Raw genomic sequence first — 14,383 nt, forward strand, 5'->3', positions numbered from 1 at the left:
AGTGTAAGAAGGAAAAAGAGAAAGCTTTTACAGAGAAGCAAGAGCTTTTCTAAATCATTTTTTATTGGACGGGACAAGGCTTACCACCACTAGGAAATACTAGCGGGAGTGTTACCAAGAAGTAGTTTTGGCTCTATTAAAAACGATCTAGATTTATAAGTATTATTGTATGTTAGAGTGTATAAATATATACTCAGGTACGTTATACTTCATACGCACTCAGGCGATTGAATGAAACTCTTTTTGTATATTTGTTTTATTAATTTAAAGATTATGGATATTCAATCAACAAAAATAGAATTAGTAAAGGCTATTTTAGCTATAGACAACAATGATTTTATTCAAAAAGTTGCTGAATTCATTAAGAAAGAAAAAGTTGACTTTTGGACAGAATTAAGTGTTTCTGAGCAAAATGAAATCAGAGAAGGAATTAATGAACTTGATAAAGGAAAAAGAGTCTCTTATGATTCATTTTTGAAGAAAATTTCTTAATGAAAGTGTTTTTATCAGAACTAACTGAAAACAAACTTCTAAAATTGTCAGACTATATTTTAGAAAATTGGAATTTAAAAGCACGTGATAAGTTTATTGAAAAACTGACAGAAAAAATCAAACAGATTTCAAAACAACCAGAAAGCTGTCCTCAATCTTCTGAATTTAAAGGTCTTTATAAGTGTGTCGTAACAAAGCAAACTACTTTTTATTATCGAATATCAACAGAATTAAACGAAATTGAAATAATTACAATTTTTGACACAAGACAAAATCCTAATAGGTTGAAAAAAGACATTTAACCTAAAATATGAGACAAACAGTTCAAAATAAGATTACTAACCTTAAAGCTTTAGCTAAAGGTAGTAGTACTAATTCTTCTGCTAAAAGTTCTAATAGAATGGTTAATGATAACTTATCTAAATCTATTCGAACTGAAAGAGATGCAAAAGTTTTTAGAAAAGAACTTTCTATTGCTTTTAAACTAGCGAAAGAATAAATATTAAATATATCTTTATAATATATGTAGCTCACTTTTTTAAGTGGGCTTTTTTTATAAATAATTACTGCCAATAAAGGGACTAAGATTAATCAAGGACTATAATATACTTATAAGCTTCTTTCGAAAGACCGTTCTATTAAAACAACTAAAATTACAAACCTTTGTTATCAAAAGTAGTTTTGGGGCTATTAAAAAGTAAGTATTATTGTATATTTGGGGTATATATAATATGGATATATTCATTAGTGTGTGTCCGTACGTTGACTACAACTATAAATTATAGAAACTCAAATAAATGCTATGAAACAAACAGGGTTAAAAAGATTAAAATCCCATTTTAAAATTGTAATCTTAATGACATTAACTCTATTACAATTTAGTTGTAGCGATAATGATGGAAATGAAAACACTCCAAGTCGGGCAACAACAAAGTTATTTGCGATTGCTGGAGTAGGTAGTAATTTAAAAATTGTTGAAGTAGACCCTACAAGCGGGCTTTCAATTTCTACATTTTTAGACTTTGAACCAATGCAGGCTAGTGTAAATTTTGATTTCACGTATTTTAATAGTGCCAATCAATTATTGATTAGAAGAAATGTTTATGAAAACGGAATAGGGCCTCAAATAATAAAAGTTAATATTGATACCAAAGAAGAAAATATCATTAGTTCTGAAGACTTTAGTACAATAATTGCCGGAAATGGAAAATTATTTGGTTTCAAACGAATAGTTGTCAATACTTCACTTCAATCAATTGATCTCGTTGAGATTAACCCAGAAAATGCTTCAACAATTTCCACAATAGAAATATTTGAAGCTATAGAGGATGCTCCAAGTAATGACAAAACGGGTGTATCAAGTGTTTTTTATTCTTATGATACAAATGAATTATTAATTCCGAGAAGGACTTCGTTTTTATCAAATGCAATTGACAAATTAATAAAAATTGATGCTAATTCAGGTGCAAAAGCTATTGTTAATATAAGTCATTACGAATCTATTGCAGTTGGGAGAAATGGACGTTTATTTGCTGTTAAGAGGATTTATGACTCTAATTTAGGAGAAATTACTTTTTATGGAGTTGTTGAAGTCGATATCAATAATGGAGAAGAAATAGGGATCTTAAAAGCGTTTGATAATCCGAATTCATTTTCTGATTCAGAAATTATTTTTTTAAGTGAAACCAACGAAATATTAGTAGATACAGGAACTATATATAAAATAAATGTTGATACTAAAAGTGAATCTATCTTGAGCAATACTAGTGGGTTTTATAGTTATAGAAGTGTAAATATTTACTAAAAATAACAAACAATATTAGTAAATATCTATGTTATTAATTCTAAAATTAAATTTGACTTGTAATGTTAAATATTAACCAAAATGATAACATTTGGTATTATTATTGTAAATTTATTCTCTGAAAGTGCCCGTCTATACACTCCGCTATATGTGAGCACTATAAAATAAGAAAAATCGACCTAGACGTTTTTACGCTCTAGGTTTTTTTTGCTTCCGACTGTCAGCAATTTGCCTTCCTTAGAGAAATAAAGTTTCAAGGATGGTTAATATACTCATAAGCCTCTTTTTCAACCCCATGTTCATCTATAAAACCAAAACGCTTTTGAGCATTTTTACGCCAAGGCAGTCTACCAACAACTTCTTTTGGTATCTCTGTAAAGTCGTATAAAGTCCAGGACATAAAAGGGATGTTATTTTCAGAGAAGATGGTTTGGGCGTCTTTATGATAGTCGGCTTGGTCTGTTTCCGAGTTTCCAAACGGATTCCATAAACCACTGTAGGATGACATACCAAATTCGGTAATAGCAATGGGTTTGTCTGGTATGTCCGTTTTTAAGGTCTTGTATGTCACTTCTAAATCGTCCAACGCTTCATAATAGTGAAAAGATACAACATCAACCTTGTCTTTTAAAAGTGTTGCACTTTCTGCATTAGACCAACCAATGGTTACAGGGTGTTCCGAATCTAAGGACTTTACCAAGTTAATCATATGGTCCAACCACGCCATCACATTGACCTGGTTACGCGATTCAAAATCTAAATTGGGCTCATTTTTAATATCCCAGGCAAACAAGGCGTTATGGTTTTTTAATGCCGAAACGATGGTTTCTGCGTGACGCTGGTTTAAAGTCCAGTCTAAAACTGCATAATCGCCATAAAAATCAAAAAGTGTGACCATGACTTTTATGTGCTCCGCTTCAGCGACATCCATAACCTGTACTAACTTTTTAAGTTTTTCAGAATCGACATTCGCTTTACCAAACGCTTCATAAGGCACAAAAATACGAATGCTATTTAGGCCTGCGTCTTTAATGCGTTTAAAGTCTTTAGAAATGATGTCCGCATCAAACTGCTCACCAAACATATCCCAGGGCGAGGCTTGGGGATAATAATTAATACCTTTAATATCTAAGTTTTCATTTGAAACCGTCTTATTATCAGGTTTAAAATCTGCACTTGATTCTTTTACCATATGCCGAATGCGCCAAAAACCATCTTCTAAGAGCAAAATAACCTTATAGGTGGATACATCGGTGGTTTCTAAAATCAAGGTCTCATTTTTGTAAATACGTTTGTATTCAACCACATTTTTATCAGTAAGAACCACTAATTGACCATCCTCACTAAAAAACTCTAAATTAAGATCGTGTTGCAATGTGGTACTTTCAATCGTGATACCAGCATCAAGGTTTTCATCAATAATAGCATAGATGTTTTTACGTGCATTTTCTGTGTAATAATCATCAATGCCTTTTTTAGTATTAGTTTGATACCCTAAATGTTTTACATACCAGGCATCTAAATAATTAGTTTCAATACACCCTAAAGTTTGTTCGTCCATGGGCCTGCCTTCATTTTTAAGGGTTTCCCAAGTGATTTTTGGTAGGTATTGATCGATTTTTTTCACATCGGTATGTAGCATGCTACTTCTATCTGCACCAGTATTCAGATAGCTATATAAGGCACTAAAACCATAGATAATAAAGCCAATAACGAGTACATAAGAAAGTACTAGAATACTACGCAATATGTTTCTGTTAATGTTCATTATAGCTTTATGTTTTCAAATGATTTTTCAATACGGGCGGTCTCTATGATGATTTTAAAGGTGTCATTTATAGCGTTTGGTACAGGGATAATAGCTTCGTTTAATTTGAAGGTTACATACCCTTCAAAAGAACTTTTAGAAAGGGTTTTAATTTTTGTGTCGTTTTGGTAAAAATGCAGTTTTACTTGTAAGCCATCTGGTATCATTTGTTTCATAAAACTTTGCAAAGGGCCAACAGTGATGGTTCTGGAATTATCTGAGAAAACCACCTCAAAATCGGTAATCACTTGTTTAAAATTAAGAGCTAGGGGAGCGCTTTCTGCCATACCTTCAATAAATGCTTTCACAGTCCATGCGTCTTCATGGTCTGGGTGAATCATTTTAGCGGTTGCAATACCATTAATGGTTGTACCAGATGTTTTAAGAATGTTGTTGTCTTTGTTTGTAATAAAGACATCGACATAGGTACCATCGCTAACGATGTTATCATATTTATCCCGAATTACGGAGGTTGTAAATGTTGTAATTTGATTGCCGTCAGCATAATTATGATGTTGTTGATACGAGATCTCAAAATTAGTAGGGATAGCAGGCAATACATTAAGAGTATACTCTTTAGAATGGGTGCCTAAAGCTTCCGAACTAATAAGCATGCGACCAGATTTAGTCTCAGAATACAGGTTTTTATAAGCTATTAAATAATTAGTATACAAAACGTTATTGTATTCTGAAGTCAAAAACTGATGTTTTATGTTAACCTGTGTGCTGTCTTGTAATGGATTATCGAGGGGGTCTGTTGGAATCACGACCAGCATCGCATAATCGGTTCCTCCAGCTTCAATACTTGGTGGTCCCAGATAGGTTTCCATGGTAATGACCTCTTGTTTAGGAGTGATATAAAATTTACCAGATAGGTTAGTACCCTTAGTCAATAGTTTCCAATTGACGAATCCCGTTTTGTTTGCTATACTTTTAGGCATTTCAAACGTTAAGATGGTGTTCTTATTCGTGCCCTGAATGACAACAGAACCATAACTATTGGAACAATATAATAAAGGGTTCGTTTCGCTGTACCCAGAAAATTTTAATAGGATGTTTTGACCAGCTTCAAATTCAGTTTCATGGGTTAAAAGCTTGAAAGGATCCTTTATTTCAGATTGCGCTATAAGTAAAAAAGACGCTATAAACATCAAAACAGAGACTAGTATGTATGTGTGTTTATGCATCATTAATTCGGATTTCCTATATATGTGTTAACTTCAATTTTCACATAACTATAATCAGGGTGCGATATGGGTTGTAAAACAGATTGTGTCTGATTTTCAATCCTATTAGGTACCACTTTATTTGAAATAGCTTCATTTGGTAAGCCGTTTACAAAACAGTTTTTCATATCGCTATTAATGAGTTTTATGGTATTATTTTGAAGTAATTTGTATTCAAAAGGTTGCTGTCTTTGTTGTCTGATGCCTTCTTTAAGAAATAAATGGTCTACCCAAATCATGGTTTTATCAGCATCGTAAAACGAAATAATCAACTGTGGAATGGTGACTTCTTCTAATCCTGAATTAAACAGACTTCCACTGATAGCTTCTGAAGTGATGTTTAATGCACTTAGTGTCGTTGCCTTATATAAATCGGATCCTGAGACATTACCAGCAACTTGCAAATTGAATTTTGTGGGTTGTTCTTCAAACGCTACTGGTGTAAATTCATCTGGATTAAAAGTTTTTGGAATAGAATCTTGTGTTTTAGACCATGCGATGCCTTCAAAATTAATTCTAAACGAACTCACTTCTTTAGGCATTAATTTATGTTTTACCTGATGTTTGGCGTTATAGGTCGCTAATTCTTTATTAGCATCATTATAAAGCGTTCCTTTAAGGACCACATCTGCAGGAACATTATCTACATTCTGTACCTCTCCAATAATAGTATAGTGATTGTTCTGTTTTACTAATTTAGCCGAAAGGATTTCTAAAACAGGCTGTTTTAAAACATCCTCGTGGTGAGTTTGCTCGGTGGTGACGCGTCGTCTGCCTTGGTTGAAATAACGTGTCGAATTATCTGAATATAACTGATCTGGAGGCAAGTCCAGATTAATGTCTTCGGGTTGAATAAACCATTTGCCATTCCTTTTTACAAGCGATTTATAATCCACTTTATTAATTCTCTCTAAAGGAGTAATCCAATCAGTGATCACTTTGACACTAGCCAAACTATCCGTTTTACTGGTTACAATCGTTTTAAGCGCATCTAATTTTGCATAGGAACTTAATACACCGTCTGTGACCGATATTTCAAGCATGTATTGCGCTATGGGTAAATTGCTTTCGGGATTGATCAGACTATGTGCTTTTTCAAATGCTTTAAAATCTAAGGCATCGTAATAGGCCATGATCACATTTTCGGGAGACCGATGTGAATCATTCTTGATGTAGAACAGATAAATACCATAACTAACGCATATGGCAAGAATAACAGACCAAATATGAGTGATTTTTAAAACGCCTTTAGAAAAGCCTGTGTAATTGTTTTTAAAATTTAAATATGCTGGAATTAGCTTTTCTTTGGTTTTTAAAGCACGGAGCCATAACATTTGAATGTTCAGCATAAAAGCAATAAGTACCGTTAAAAAATGCATAATACCCCAAAGAATTTTTAGCCATAGTGCAACATCGTCTTTTGGTAATATGGAAGGCATGGGAGGAACATTCAATTTTTCCCAAACCATAATACCATTTTCTAATTGCCGTAAGCGCTGCCAGCCACAGAAATATAAAATAGGATCGTAAAATTTATCATTAGAGAAAATATATTTTAAATGATATTTTTCGGGTGTCGTTAAAAACTGCTGCAAAGAACCAATACCTTCAACCCCTTTAAATTTTGAGTTTTCTAAGCGTTCAATAGGGCGTGTAGTAAGTTCGGGCAATCGTCTTGCAGAATGATAATTACCATCCACAGACTTGGCCTTAGTTTGTGCCGATAGCCATGCCATCTGGTCTCCAAAACCTAAAGTCATATACCGCCAAAGGTCATGCTGATCCTGATTAAGGAAATTAACAATAGGAAGCATCTTTATTTTCTGCGGTTGCGATGGTCTAAAATAGCCCAGACTCATTGTGAAGATGGTCATAAATAAAAATAGACTAGCAAGAATACCCCCTATAATTCTATGATATATAGCCCCAAATGTATCTTGAATAAGCGTTTTTAGATCCCCTTCAATAAAACGATAGGCAAATTCACCAAAAAGGGGCAAAGACATAATAGAGGCCCATAGTGTGAACCGATCTAATGTCAATATATTAAAAGCAGTATCTCCCAATGCCATTTTAGGAATAGGAGTTGTACCTCCTGTACCTAAAATAGTTAAAAGCGTTATGGACAGTCCGAAAAATAGATAACGTTTGCTATAATATCTATAAAATATATAGGGTAATAGAATGAGTAAAATGCCCCAAGGGATTAAAAAGAAGACCAATCCGGACGAGGTGACCTCAAGGAAGTTATCTCTGGAACCATGAGGAATTGGAACTTGTGTAATCGGGTTATTCTTGGAATTAATCCAGTAGGGAAGGATGCACCCCACAATAATAACGAGTGAAAGGAATCCAAAATTAACAATGCGTTTAAAAAGTTTAAAGAAGCTTCTTAGGAACACCTTAAATGTGACGTCTTTCATGGTATTTACCTGCTCTCTTGACGCATCCATAATTACCATACCTATTAATGGGAATATAAAAAAGATCATTCCGAAAATAGGAGTGACATGATGCGAGGTGACTGTTACAGCTATTAGAGACAAACTTGTAAGCAAGTAGCGGTATTTACCAGTCTTTAACCATAAGTAAATTTCTGGTAAAGCATGCATTAATATGGAGATTCCTATAATACTGGGTAATTGACCAAACACATGCAGCGTTTCTACAAAAGACGATGATAATACGGCTAAAATTGCAGCATAACCCGCTGCGGTTCTATTCGAAGTAATTAATAGTGAGAACCTATAGACGCCCGTTATAAATAATACAATGCTGATAAGCGCAACGGTGAATAATCCAAACTTTAAACCTCCTATAAATGATAAAGCTGCGATGGCTTGATGCACTAGCGGCGGATAACTCATAACCGTAAAGCCAGTATACCATTTATAGTTCCAGGGTTCAAACCAACTAGTAGAATAATGCTCTGCAAAAAACAAATGAATTAATGCGTCATAGGTACTCTCTAAAGTAAAAAAGATGGCTGTACCATGAAATGCTATACCTATAAGTAAAGCCGCAATTAAGTATTTATTAGACGTTTCTTTCATTAATTTTTGTAGTAACAATCTTATAATGTAAATATATATAATTAAAGTAAAGGTTCCATTTTTAATTATCTACAGAAAATGACCATTCGTCTAAACAACTCTTGTGGTTTATCTAAATATCAATTTTAACAAGCGTTAGCTACATACATTTGTTATATAAATAATCACAAAATATTTAGTTATGAAGGTGTTAGCTATAGATGATCAACAACTCGTATTGTTACCATTACAAAAAAGATTAGAGGAGTTAGGTTATGATGTGAGAATCGAAACAGATGCAAATAAAGGCATAAAACTATATGATGCTTTTAATCCGGATTTAGTCATTGTTGATATTAACATGCCTGAAATTTCAGGGTTGGAAATTGTAAAGTATATACGCGCTTCAAAAAAACCAACAACGTCAGTTATGGTATTGTCGGGTAATACAAATGATACTGTAATCACAGCAGGTTTCGATTTAGGAATTAATGATTACATGAAAAAACCACTAAGCTTAAATGAAATTTGTGCCAGAGTAAAACGCTTAATCGGAGCTCCAGAAATTAGTAATCCAAACACTAAAAGTAATGTTATGATTCAGCAACGTTGTGTTGGCGTGGTAATACCATGTTATAATGAGGAAGAGCGCTTGTTAAGTAAAGAATTTATAGATTATATAGATAAAAATACGGGTTACCATTTATGCTTTGTAAACGATGGCAGTAAAGACAAAACGTTAGAAGTTTTAGAAACATTACAAAAAGGGAGAGACCATTTTATAACAGTTTACAATTGTAAGAAAAATGGCGGAAAAGCAGAAGCTGTACGTTTAGGTATGTTGCATATGGCTAAAAAATCAGACTTAGATTATATAGGGTTTTTAGATGCCGATTTATCTACAGATTTATCCGATTTTGACGATTTAGTTAAAACTATTGAAACCTCAGATTTTAAAATAGTTAGTGGATCTCGTATTGCAAGAATGGGTGCCAATATTACTAAAGAATCCGCAAGAAAAATAATTAGTTTAACAATCAATTTTATCATCAGAAAGATTCTAAAAATGGATTTTAAAGACACACAGTGTGGTGCTAAAATTTTCCACAAAGAGGTTATAGAAATTGCTTTTAGTAAAAAGTTTGTTACACAATGGATTTTTGATGTAGAAATCTTTAAAAGAGTATCGCAGTATTATGGTTTAAAAAAAGCTAAAACAATGCTTTGCGAACAACCACTAAAACGATGGATTCATGCTGATGGGTCTAAACTATCTATGAAAGATTCAATTAAAATCGTTGGTAAGTTAGCACAAATAGCCTGGGTTTATAGAGGGAATAAGACTCCTGTTAAATATGAAAAAGAAGGTAAGTTAAAAATCGTATAATCAAAATAATAAGATGAAAATTGGAATTATAATAATATGTTATAACAATGCTGTAGATATAGGTAAAAGCTTATTTAGTGGGGTTTCTAACCTTACCGATGTTGATTTGTGTCTTGTGAATAACGGCAGTAAAGATGCAACCCTAGAAAAATTACAAGAATTAAAAGAGGCATCGGGATTAAAAAGTACCATTATAGATATTAAACACAACAAAGGATATACTGTAGCTATTAAAGCAGGAGCAAGATATCTCTCCAATCATAACGATTTAAAACTTATAGGCTATATTAATGTTAATAAAATGAATGATGTTATGTCTTTGTTAGATTTGTTAAATGCAGTACAGCATCATAAAGAAGCAATTATTCAGCATCACCTGAACGTTATTAATAAGCATTTTGAGCAAAGGGCTCTTTTAAAAAATACATTCTCGGTAATAGACTATTTAAATCGTTTGAATATTAAATTGGGGCATACACAAATAAATGTGATTGGTCATTAATTGTAACTATTAAATATTACATTTCTAGAACCAAGCAATTACTTTTCGTATTCGTTATGCAACGTTATATATTTTCATTTATACAGGTTGCTCCTTTTTTGATTGCTTTTATTTTCTGTCTTGTTCTTCCTTTTGCTTTTAAGTCGACATGTTCTCCTTCATCTGTGTCAGGAATTCTAATAATGTCAATTTTAGATTCTGTCAAACTTTTCAATTCCGTTTTGTTTAGTAAAAAAGTAAAGGAATAAGCTGTAAAGTTTTCAGAACTTGTTGTGTTAAATCCACCACCAAATCCAGGGAAGAATGGACCGTTCGATGAAGATGTTATACTTTCAATTTTAGGTTTAGCCTTTTTAATTGTTTTTAAATTAATCTTAGAACCATTTTCAAGTTTTATTAATATTTCTGCTCCCTCGTCAAACTCATGTTCTCTTTCTCCCCAATAATTAAATTTGATATCAAATCTTATTGTGTCATTTTTTATTTCAAAATAGACAGTTTTATTATAAAAATCGAATGATGTTATTTTTTCATTTGTAAATGGGTCTTTATCAGTTTTACACTTTTGAGAATATGTTTTTATTGATATTAAGATTAACAAAATAATGATTGTTTTTTTTTGCATGTCTGTTTTTCATAATGTTGCACAATGGTCTCGGCTATGAGTAGTTGTGTTGCTTAGTGGTTAACTTAGCAAGTACGCACCAAACTGAAAATCCGCAAGGATTTTCAGAAATAGGAGAGAACAAGCAATTACTTAGAGCCATTGTTGGCAGTTCGTTGTTATTCCTTAAGTTTAATTTTCTGTTGTTTAGATTTTTCAAATTCTGTGTTCAAGTCAAGTTGTATTACATTTTTATTGCTCAATTTATAGGATAGAAAAAATTTGTTGTCAGTAATGTCAATAAATGAAGTGTAAACTGTTCCTCCAACTCGTCCATTTTCAAGCTCTCTTGCTGGTTGCCCAGCTTGTCCGAAAGTATTTCCAACTTTTAAAAGGTTGATTTCAGCTTCATTATTTTCCAATTCAAGAATTCTGTTTTCAATGCTTTCATAGCGATTACAAGGATAGTTCCCAGCTTCTGGTTCAGACAAAAGATAGTTGGTCATAATTAATTTGTTGTCCTCAATCCAGTGAAGCATTCTTTCTCCATTTATCCATTCTACCACAACTGCTTTTCCTGTTTTATCGCCAAACATCATATGACTTTTATTCAAAGCTATTTTTTCTTTTTCTAAAAATACCAAGGCTTCTTCTACTGTTGAGCAATGAGCTAAAATTTTATCTCCCAAATTGTTTTTTGGGTTCCTATAGCCTTTTATTTTTTTTTTTTCAGGTGTTACGGCAGCATCAAAAAAAAGTCCTTTATCATTGATTCCTCCTTGTGCAAAATTATCCCATCCGTACCACAGTCGGGCAAACTCATTTTTTGATCTGGGTTCAATTTGGATATATGCATCAACATCCAACCAATAATCTTCACTATTGACGACATATATTTTACCCGTTTTTGAGTCAACATAGTAAAGCACTGAACAAGCAGTTGATTCCATGGGTGTCATTAAGAACCCGAAAAATGCCACCAGTAAAAGTTTAATCTTTTTCATTCCTTGTATTTTAATTTCTTCATAATGAATGCCAACGGTTTTATATAAGAATAGTAGAGTGGAAAAACGCTGTTACTATTCTGTTTAACACAAGCCAAATTTTTAAATTTAGCGACTTAGCAAAAGTACCCAAATATTGGGTTAAGCACTAATTGCACTATTATTTTTATACGTCTTAGTTAGAAACTGGCAATCTTCAATCATAGCTCCATCCCTTGTCAATTTTCGTAACTTTATCTTTTGAGTCAAAGTAAACATTTGAACGATACCAAGCAAAATCATTTATATCATATTCTCTATTGCTTTTTCGTCTTAGAAAGCCATCATTTGTATAATGAAATTCAGTTCGATTTGTAATCGTATCGGTAAAAATAAATAAGGGTTTTCCAATAGTATTTATAACTTCTTCTTTTGTTAAACCCATTGTAATTGAGTCAAATTTATTCGGCGTATAATTTTCGGCAAATTCAGTATCGATATATGGGTCAAAAATATTGTACCCTTCCATTAAAGAAAGACCTCCAAACATAAAAACAAAATATATAGTTGGTATCATTAAAGCTAAAGTCAATATTTTATATACTAATCTCATTTTTATATTAATGGCTGAAGTGAGGTAAATAAATATCCACAGATAAAAATTATTGAAATCAATCCGAATGAAATTGGAAGATTATTTAAAAATGAATTTTTCCTGTTTTGTTTTGACCAAACAGCAATGGTAAATGATGTTATTAAGCCTCCTAAAATAATTAAGATTAGCGAAAAAATAAGAAGTTTTCCGTTATTTGTTGGATGTGAAACTGCGGACAAAATTAATGCCGAAACAAAAGCAATTATGCTTAAAATCAGTTTTATCTTTTTGGTCATATATTCACGAAGTTTTTTTCTTGCTTGTTGCTAACGTGTTTGTATAAGATTAATTGCGTGTTTAAGCACTAAAGTTAGCAAATAAATCACAGATAGAAAGTCCACGAGGACTTTCGTAAGTAGACTATAACTAGCAATGAATTATAGGTATCGTTGCCAAAAGTAGTTTTATGTCGCAAGCTTAAGCAAGTGAGCCAAAAAAGCGAAAACTGCTTGTGTTCTGTTTGGTTTTTCTAGCACGTTCACTTTTTTTATTAGGCAGTTGCTTAGTTTAGCAAAATTGCACGAGTCCAAAAGTCCGATGTAACTTTTTTGAGAAAACTTGTATTTGGAAAAACTTGAAAAAATCAAATAGGGGATGTGCCATTTGTCCGAAGTCCATTTAGTTTTTGTTGATAAGCAAGCAACTTTTTTAATTTCCATAAAATCGTAGAAAGAGAAAATCCGTTGGATTTGTTTTTTATAAAACTATTTTTGGTAACTATTAAGTAAACACATTTTATTGCGTTTATTTAATATTATACCATAAACCCTGAATTTATCTAGTTTTCATACTTGTAAAGCGATCTTCTATACCCAATATTTAATCATGGAGAATGAGTAACGGAACGGTGCTATTGAAAGTTTGTTTTAGAGTAACGCTATCGTTTAATATCCAATCAAAAAAACCTTTCTTACTACGGATTAGGCAAAGCAAACCAACATCGTTTTTCTCCAAATAATCATTTAAATCCCGATTAGTATTTCCGGTTCCAAATGCATAAGTCACAGAATGATTGAGATCTCCAATATGATCTAAAGCCTCTTGTATGTTTGGTTTTTGGTCTTCTGAAATATGAAGAACTTTGAGTTTACTGTCGTGTATCGAAGCAATTTTGCGCAAAGGTTCAATGACCTTGGCATTAGAGAACGTATTGTCGCTAATGGCAAAAACAATTTCATTAAGAGGACGATAAAAATAAAATGTTGGAACAACTACTACCGGAATGGAGGTTTTAGAAATAACACCTCCAGCAATACTTCCAATAAACACCTCTTTTAATCCACTGGCTCCTTTAGTGCCCATGACGATAAAATCGTATATACCGCTATTACCTAGAGATGTGATGGCAGAAACAGCATAGTTCTTGATTAATTTAGTTTTAAATGTTACTTCCGGAGCTTGTTTCTGTAACTTTTCTATTAATTGATTCATGCTACTTTGCGCGTCTTCATGGAGCAAGCCGTCTATCGATTTCATAAGAAGTGCTGTTGACTTTGTCCCATAAACGTGTAAAATAGTTATTTCTAAGGAGGCCCTTTTAAATAATTCAACAGCATAAAATAAAGCATTCAGAGATGTATCTGAAAAGTCAATGGGAACGAGGATTTTATTCATTTTTCAAACTAATTTAATATTAAGTGATTTTTTTGATTTAAAGTCTTGATTTCGTCATGTTGGATTTGAAAAATTTTAAGAATACTAACTGTTTCATCATCCAAATTGTGGCTCCTAACTTTATCTATTCTACACAAACCTATGAACAAAATCTTTAGACAAACTTTAGAAAACAGAAAATGATTAGTTAGAGGTTGTAAAATGTGGCTACAATTTAAATATAGATATGAATATATGGAACGTAGATTTATTTTTAGTAGCATCAATTTCTTAAACT

The 14,383-nt window shown here is 32.4% G+C and carries 14 protein-coding genes; 6 read left to right on the forward strand and 8 right to left on the reverse strand.

Going from position 1 to position 14,383, the window contains the following annotated elements; translation table 11 throughout:
- Window positions 1-273 precede the first annotated feature (273 nt).
- From Q4Q39_RS04645 to Q4Q39_RS04660, 4 genes are all read left to right on the forward strand, one after another.
- The gene (locus Q4Q39_RS04645; RefSeq protein WP_303281209.1) at window positions 274-492 is read left to right on the forward strand and encodes a hypothetical protein; all 219 of its coding nucleotides are present in this window, start codon (window positions 274-276) and stop codon (window positions 490-492) included.
- Entirely contained in the window at window positions 492-794 is a 303-nt protein-coding gene (locus tag Q4Q39_RS04650; RefSeq protein ID WP_303276762.1) for a type II toxin-antitoxin system RelE/ParE family toxin, read from the forward strand. The genes Q4Q39_RS04645 and Q4Q39_RS04650 overlap by 1 nt, the downstream gene beginning before the upstream one ends.
- A gap of 8 nt (window positions 795-802) precedes the next feature.
- The gene (locus tag Q4Q39_RS04655; RefSeq protein ID WP_303281210.1) at window positions 803-991 is read left to right on the forward strand and encodes a hypothetical protein; all 189 of its coding nucleotides are present in this window, start codon (window positions 803-805) and stop codon (window positions 989-991) included.
- 357 nt (window positions 992-1,348) lie between these two features.
- On the forward strand, window positions 1,349-2,296 hold the full coding sequence (locus Q4Q39_RS04660) for a hypothetical protein (protein WP_303281211.1): 948 nt from the start codon (window positions 1,349-1,351) through the stop codon (window positions 2,294-2,296).
- Between the two features lie 253 nt (window positions 2,297-2,549).
- On the opposite strand, the gene Q4Q39_RS04665 is transcribed toward Q4Q39_RS04660, so the two are convergent.
- The 3 genes from Q4Q39_RS04665 to Q4Q39_RS04675 are packed head-to-tail and all read right to left on the reverse strand — an operon-like array spanning window position 2,550 to window position 8,382.
- Window positions 2,550-4,067: a glycoside hydrolase family 2 TIM barrel-domain containing protein gene (locus tag Q4Q39_RS04665; RefSeq protein ID WP_425555738.1), complete on the reverse strand. Its 1,518-nt coding sequence runs from the start codon at window positions 4,065-4,067 to the stop codon at window positions 2,550-2,552.
- Window positions 4,064-5,293 carry a hypothetical protein gene (locus Q4Q39_RS04670; RefSeq protein WP_303281213.1) on the reverse strand — a complete coding sequence of 410 codons (1,230 nt, stop codon included), beginning with the start codon at window positions 5,291-5,293 and terminating at the stop codon, window positions 4,064-4,066. The genes Q4Q39_RS04665 and Q4Q39_RS04670 overlap by 4 nt, the downstream gene beginning before the upstream one ends.
- Window positions 5,293-8,382 carry a putative glycosyltransferase family protein gene (locus Q4Q39_RS04675; RefSeq protein WP_303281214.1) on the reverse strand — a complete coding sequence of 1,030 codons (3,090 nt, stop codon included), beginning with the start codon at window positions 8,380-8,382 and terminating at the stop codon, window positions 5,293-5,295. The genes Q4Q39_RS04670 and Q4Q39_RS04675 overlap by 1 nt, the downstream gene beginning before the upstream one ends.
- 181 nt (window positions 8,383-8,563) lie before the next feature.
- Between Q4Q39_RS04675 and Q4Q39_RS04680 the strand changes: the two genes are divergently transcribed.
- Together Q4Q39_RS04680 and Q4Q39_RS04685 are read left to right on the forward strand one after the other, a co-directional pair.
- On the forward strand, window positions 8,564-9,748 hold the full coding sequence (locus Q4Q39_RS04680; protein WP_303281215.1) for a response regulator: 1,185 nt from the start codon (window positions 8,564-8,566) through the stop codon (window positions 9,746-9,748).
- Between the two features lie 13 nt (window positions 9,749-9,761).
- Window positions 9,762-10,250, forward strand: a complete 489-nt coding sequence (locus Q4Q39_RS04685) for a glycosyltransferase (protein ID WP_303281216.1) — start codon at window positions 9,762-9,764, stop codon at window positions 10,248-10,250.
- Window positions 10,251-10,314: 64 nt separating this feature from the next.
- Here Q4Q39_RS04685 and Q4Q39_RS04690 read toward each other — a convergent pair whose 3' ends face one another.
- The 5 genes from Q4Q39_RS04690 to Q4Q39_RS04710 form a co-directional block, all read right to left on the reverse strand.
- Window positions 10,315-10,875 carry a hypothetical protein gene (locus Q4Q39_RS04690; RefSeq protein WP_303281217.1) on the reverse strand — a complete coding sequence of 187 codons (561 nt, stop codon included), beginning with the start codon at window positions 10,873-10,875 and terminating at the stop codon, window positions 10,315-10,317.
- Between the two features lie 158 nt (window positions 10,876-11,033).
- Window positions 11,034-11,858 (reverse strand): carcinine hydrolase/isopenicillin-N N-acyltransferase family protein, encoded by an 825-nt coding sequence (locus Q4Q39_RS04695; RefSeq protein ID WP_303281218.1) that lies wholly within the window; start codon window positions 11,856-11,858, stop codon window positions 11,034-11,036.
- 196 nt (window positions 11,859-12,054) lie between these two features.
- On the reverse strand, window positions 12,055-12,450 hold the full coding sequence (locus Q4Q39_RS04700) for a hypothetical protein (protein ID WP_303281219.1): 396 nt from the start codon (window positions 12,448-12,450) through the stop codon (window positions 12,055-12,057).
- Window positions 12,451-12,452: 2 nt separating this feature from the next.
- Window positions 12,453-12,728, reverse strand: a complete 276-nt coding sequence (locus Q4Q39_RS04705; RefSeq protein WP_303281220.1) for a hypothetical protein — start codon at window positions 12,726-12,728, stop codon at window positions 12,453-12,455.
- 583 nt (window positions 12,729-13,311) lie between these two features.
- Window positions 13,312-14,106, reverse strand: coding sequence for a universal stress protein (locus Q4Q39_RS04710; RefSeq protein ID WP_303281221.1), 795 nt, complete (start codon window positions 14,104-14,106; stop codon window positions 13,312-13,314).
- Between the last annotated feature and the right edge of the window lie 277 nt (window positions 14,107-14,383).

The organism is Flavivirga amylovorans (assembly GCF_030540875.1).
Classification (GTDB): domain Bacteria; phylum Bacteroidota; class Bacteroidia; order Flavobacteriales; family Flavobacteriaceae; genus Flavivirga; species Flavivirga amylovorans.

What these genes read in the sequence shown, in the direction of transcription:
- Q4Q39_RS04710 (WP_303281221.1), bottom strand. Translation starts at nt 14,106, where the DNA reads ATGAATAAAATCCTCGTTCCCATTGACTTTTCAGATACATCTCTGAAT.
- Q4Q39_RS04670 (WP_303281213.1), bottom strand. Translation starts at nt 5,293, where the DNA reads ATGATGCATAAACACACATACATACTAGTCTCTGTTTTGATGTTTATA.
- Q4Q39_RS04680 (WP_303281215.1), top strand. Translation starts at nt 8,564, where the DNA reads ATGAAGGTGTTAGCTATAGATGATCAACAACTCGTATTGTTACCATTA.
- Q4Q39_RS04685 (WP_303281216.1), top strand. Translation starts at nt 9,762, where the DNA reads ATGAAAATTGGAATTATAATAATATGTTATAACAATGCTGTAGATATA.
- Q4Q39_RS04655 (WP_303281210.1), top strand. Translation starts at nt 803, where the DNA reads ATGAGACAAACAGTTCAAAATAAGATTACTAACCTTAAAGCTTTAGCT.
- Q4Q39_RS04660 (WP_303281211.1), top strand. Translation starts at nt 1,349, where the DNA reads ATGACATTAACTCTATTACAATTTAGTTGTAGCGATAATGATGGAAAT.
- Q4Q39_RS04700 (WP_303281219.1), bottom strand. Translation starts at nt 12,450, where the DNA reads ATGAGATTAGTATATAAAATATTGACTTTAGCTTTAATGATACCAACT.
- Q4Q39_RS04705 (WP_303281220.1), bottom strand. Translation starts at nt 12,728, where the DNA reads ATGACCAAAAAGATAAAACTGATTTTAAGCATAATTGCTTTTGTTTCG.
- Q4Q39_RS04695 (WP_303281218.1), bottom strand. Translation starts at nt 11,858, where the DNA reads ATGAAAAAGATTAAACTTTTACTGGTGGCATTTTTCGGGTTCTTAATG.
- Q4Q39_RS04675 (WP_303281214.1), bottom strand. Translation starts at nt 8,382, where the DNA reads ATGAAAGAAACGTCTAATAAATACTTAATTGCGGCTTTACTTATAGGT.
- Q4Q39_RS04650 (WP_303276762.1), top strand. Translation starts at nt 492, where the DNA reads ATGAAAGTGTTTTTATCAGAACTAACTGAAAACAAACTTCTAAAATTG.
- Q4Q39_RS04690 (WP_303281217.1), bottom strand. Translation starts at nt 10,875, where the DNA reads ATGCAAAAAAAAACAATCATTATTTTGTTAATCTTAATATCAATAAAA.
- Q4Q39_RS04645 (WP_303281209.1), top strand. Translation starts at nt 274, where the DNA reads ATGGATATTCAATCAACAAAAATAGAATTAGTAAAGGCTATTTTAGCT.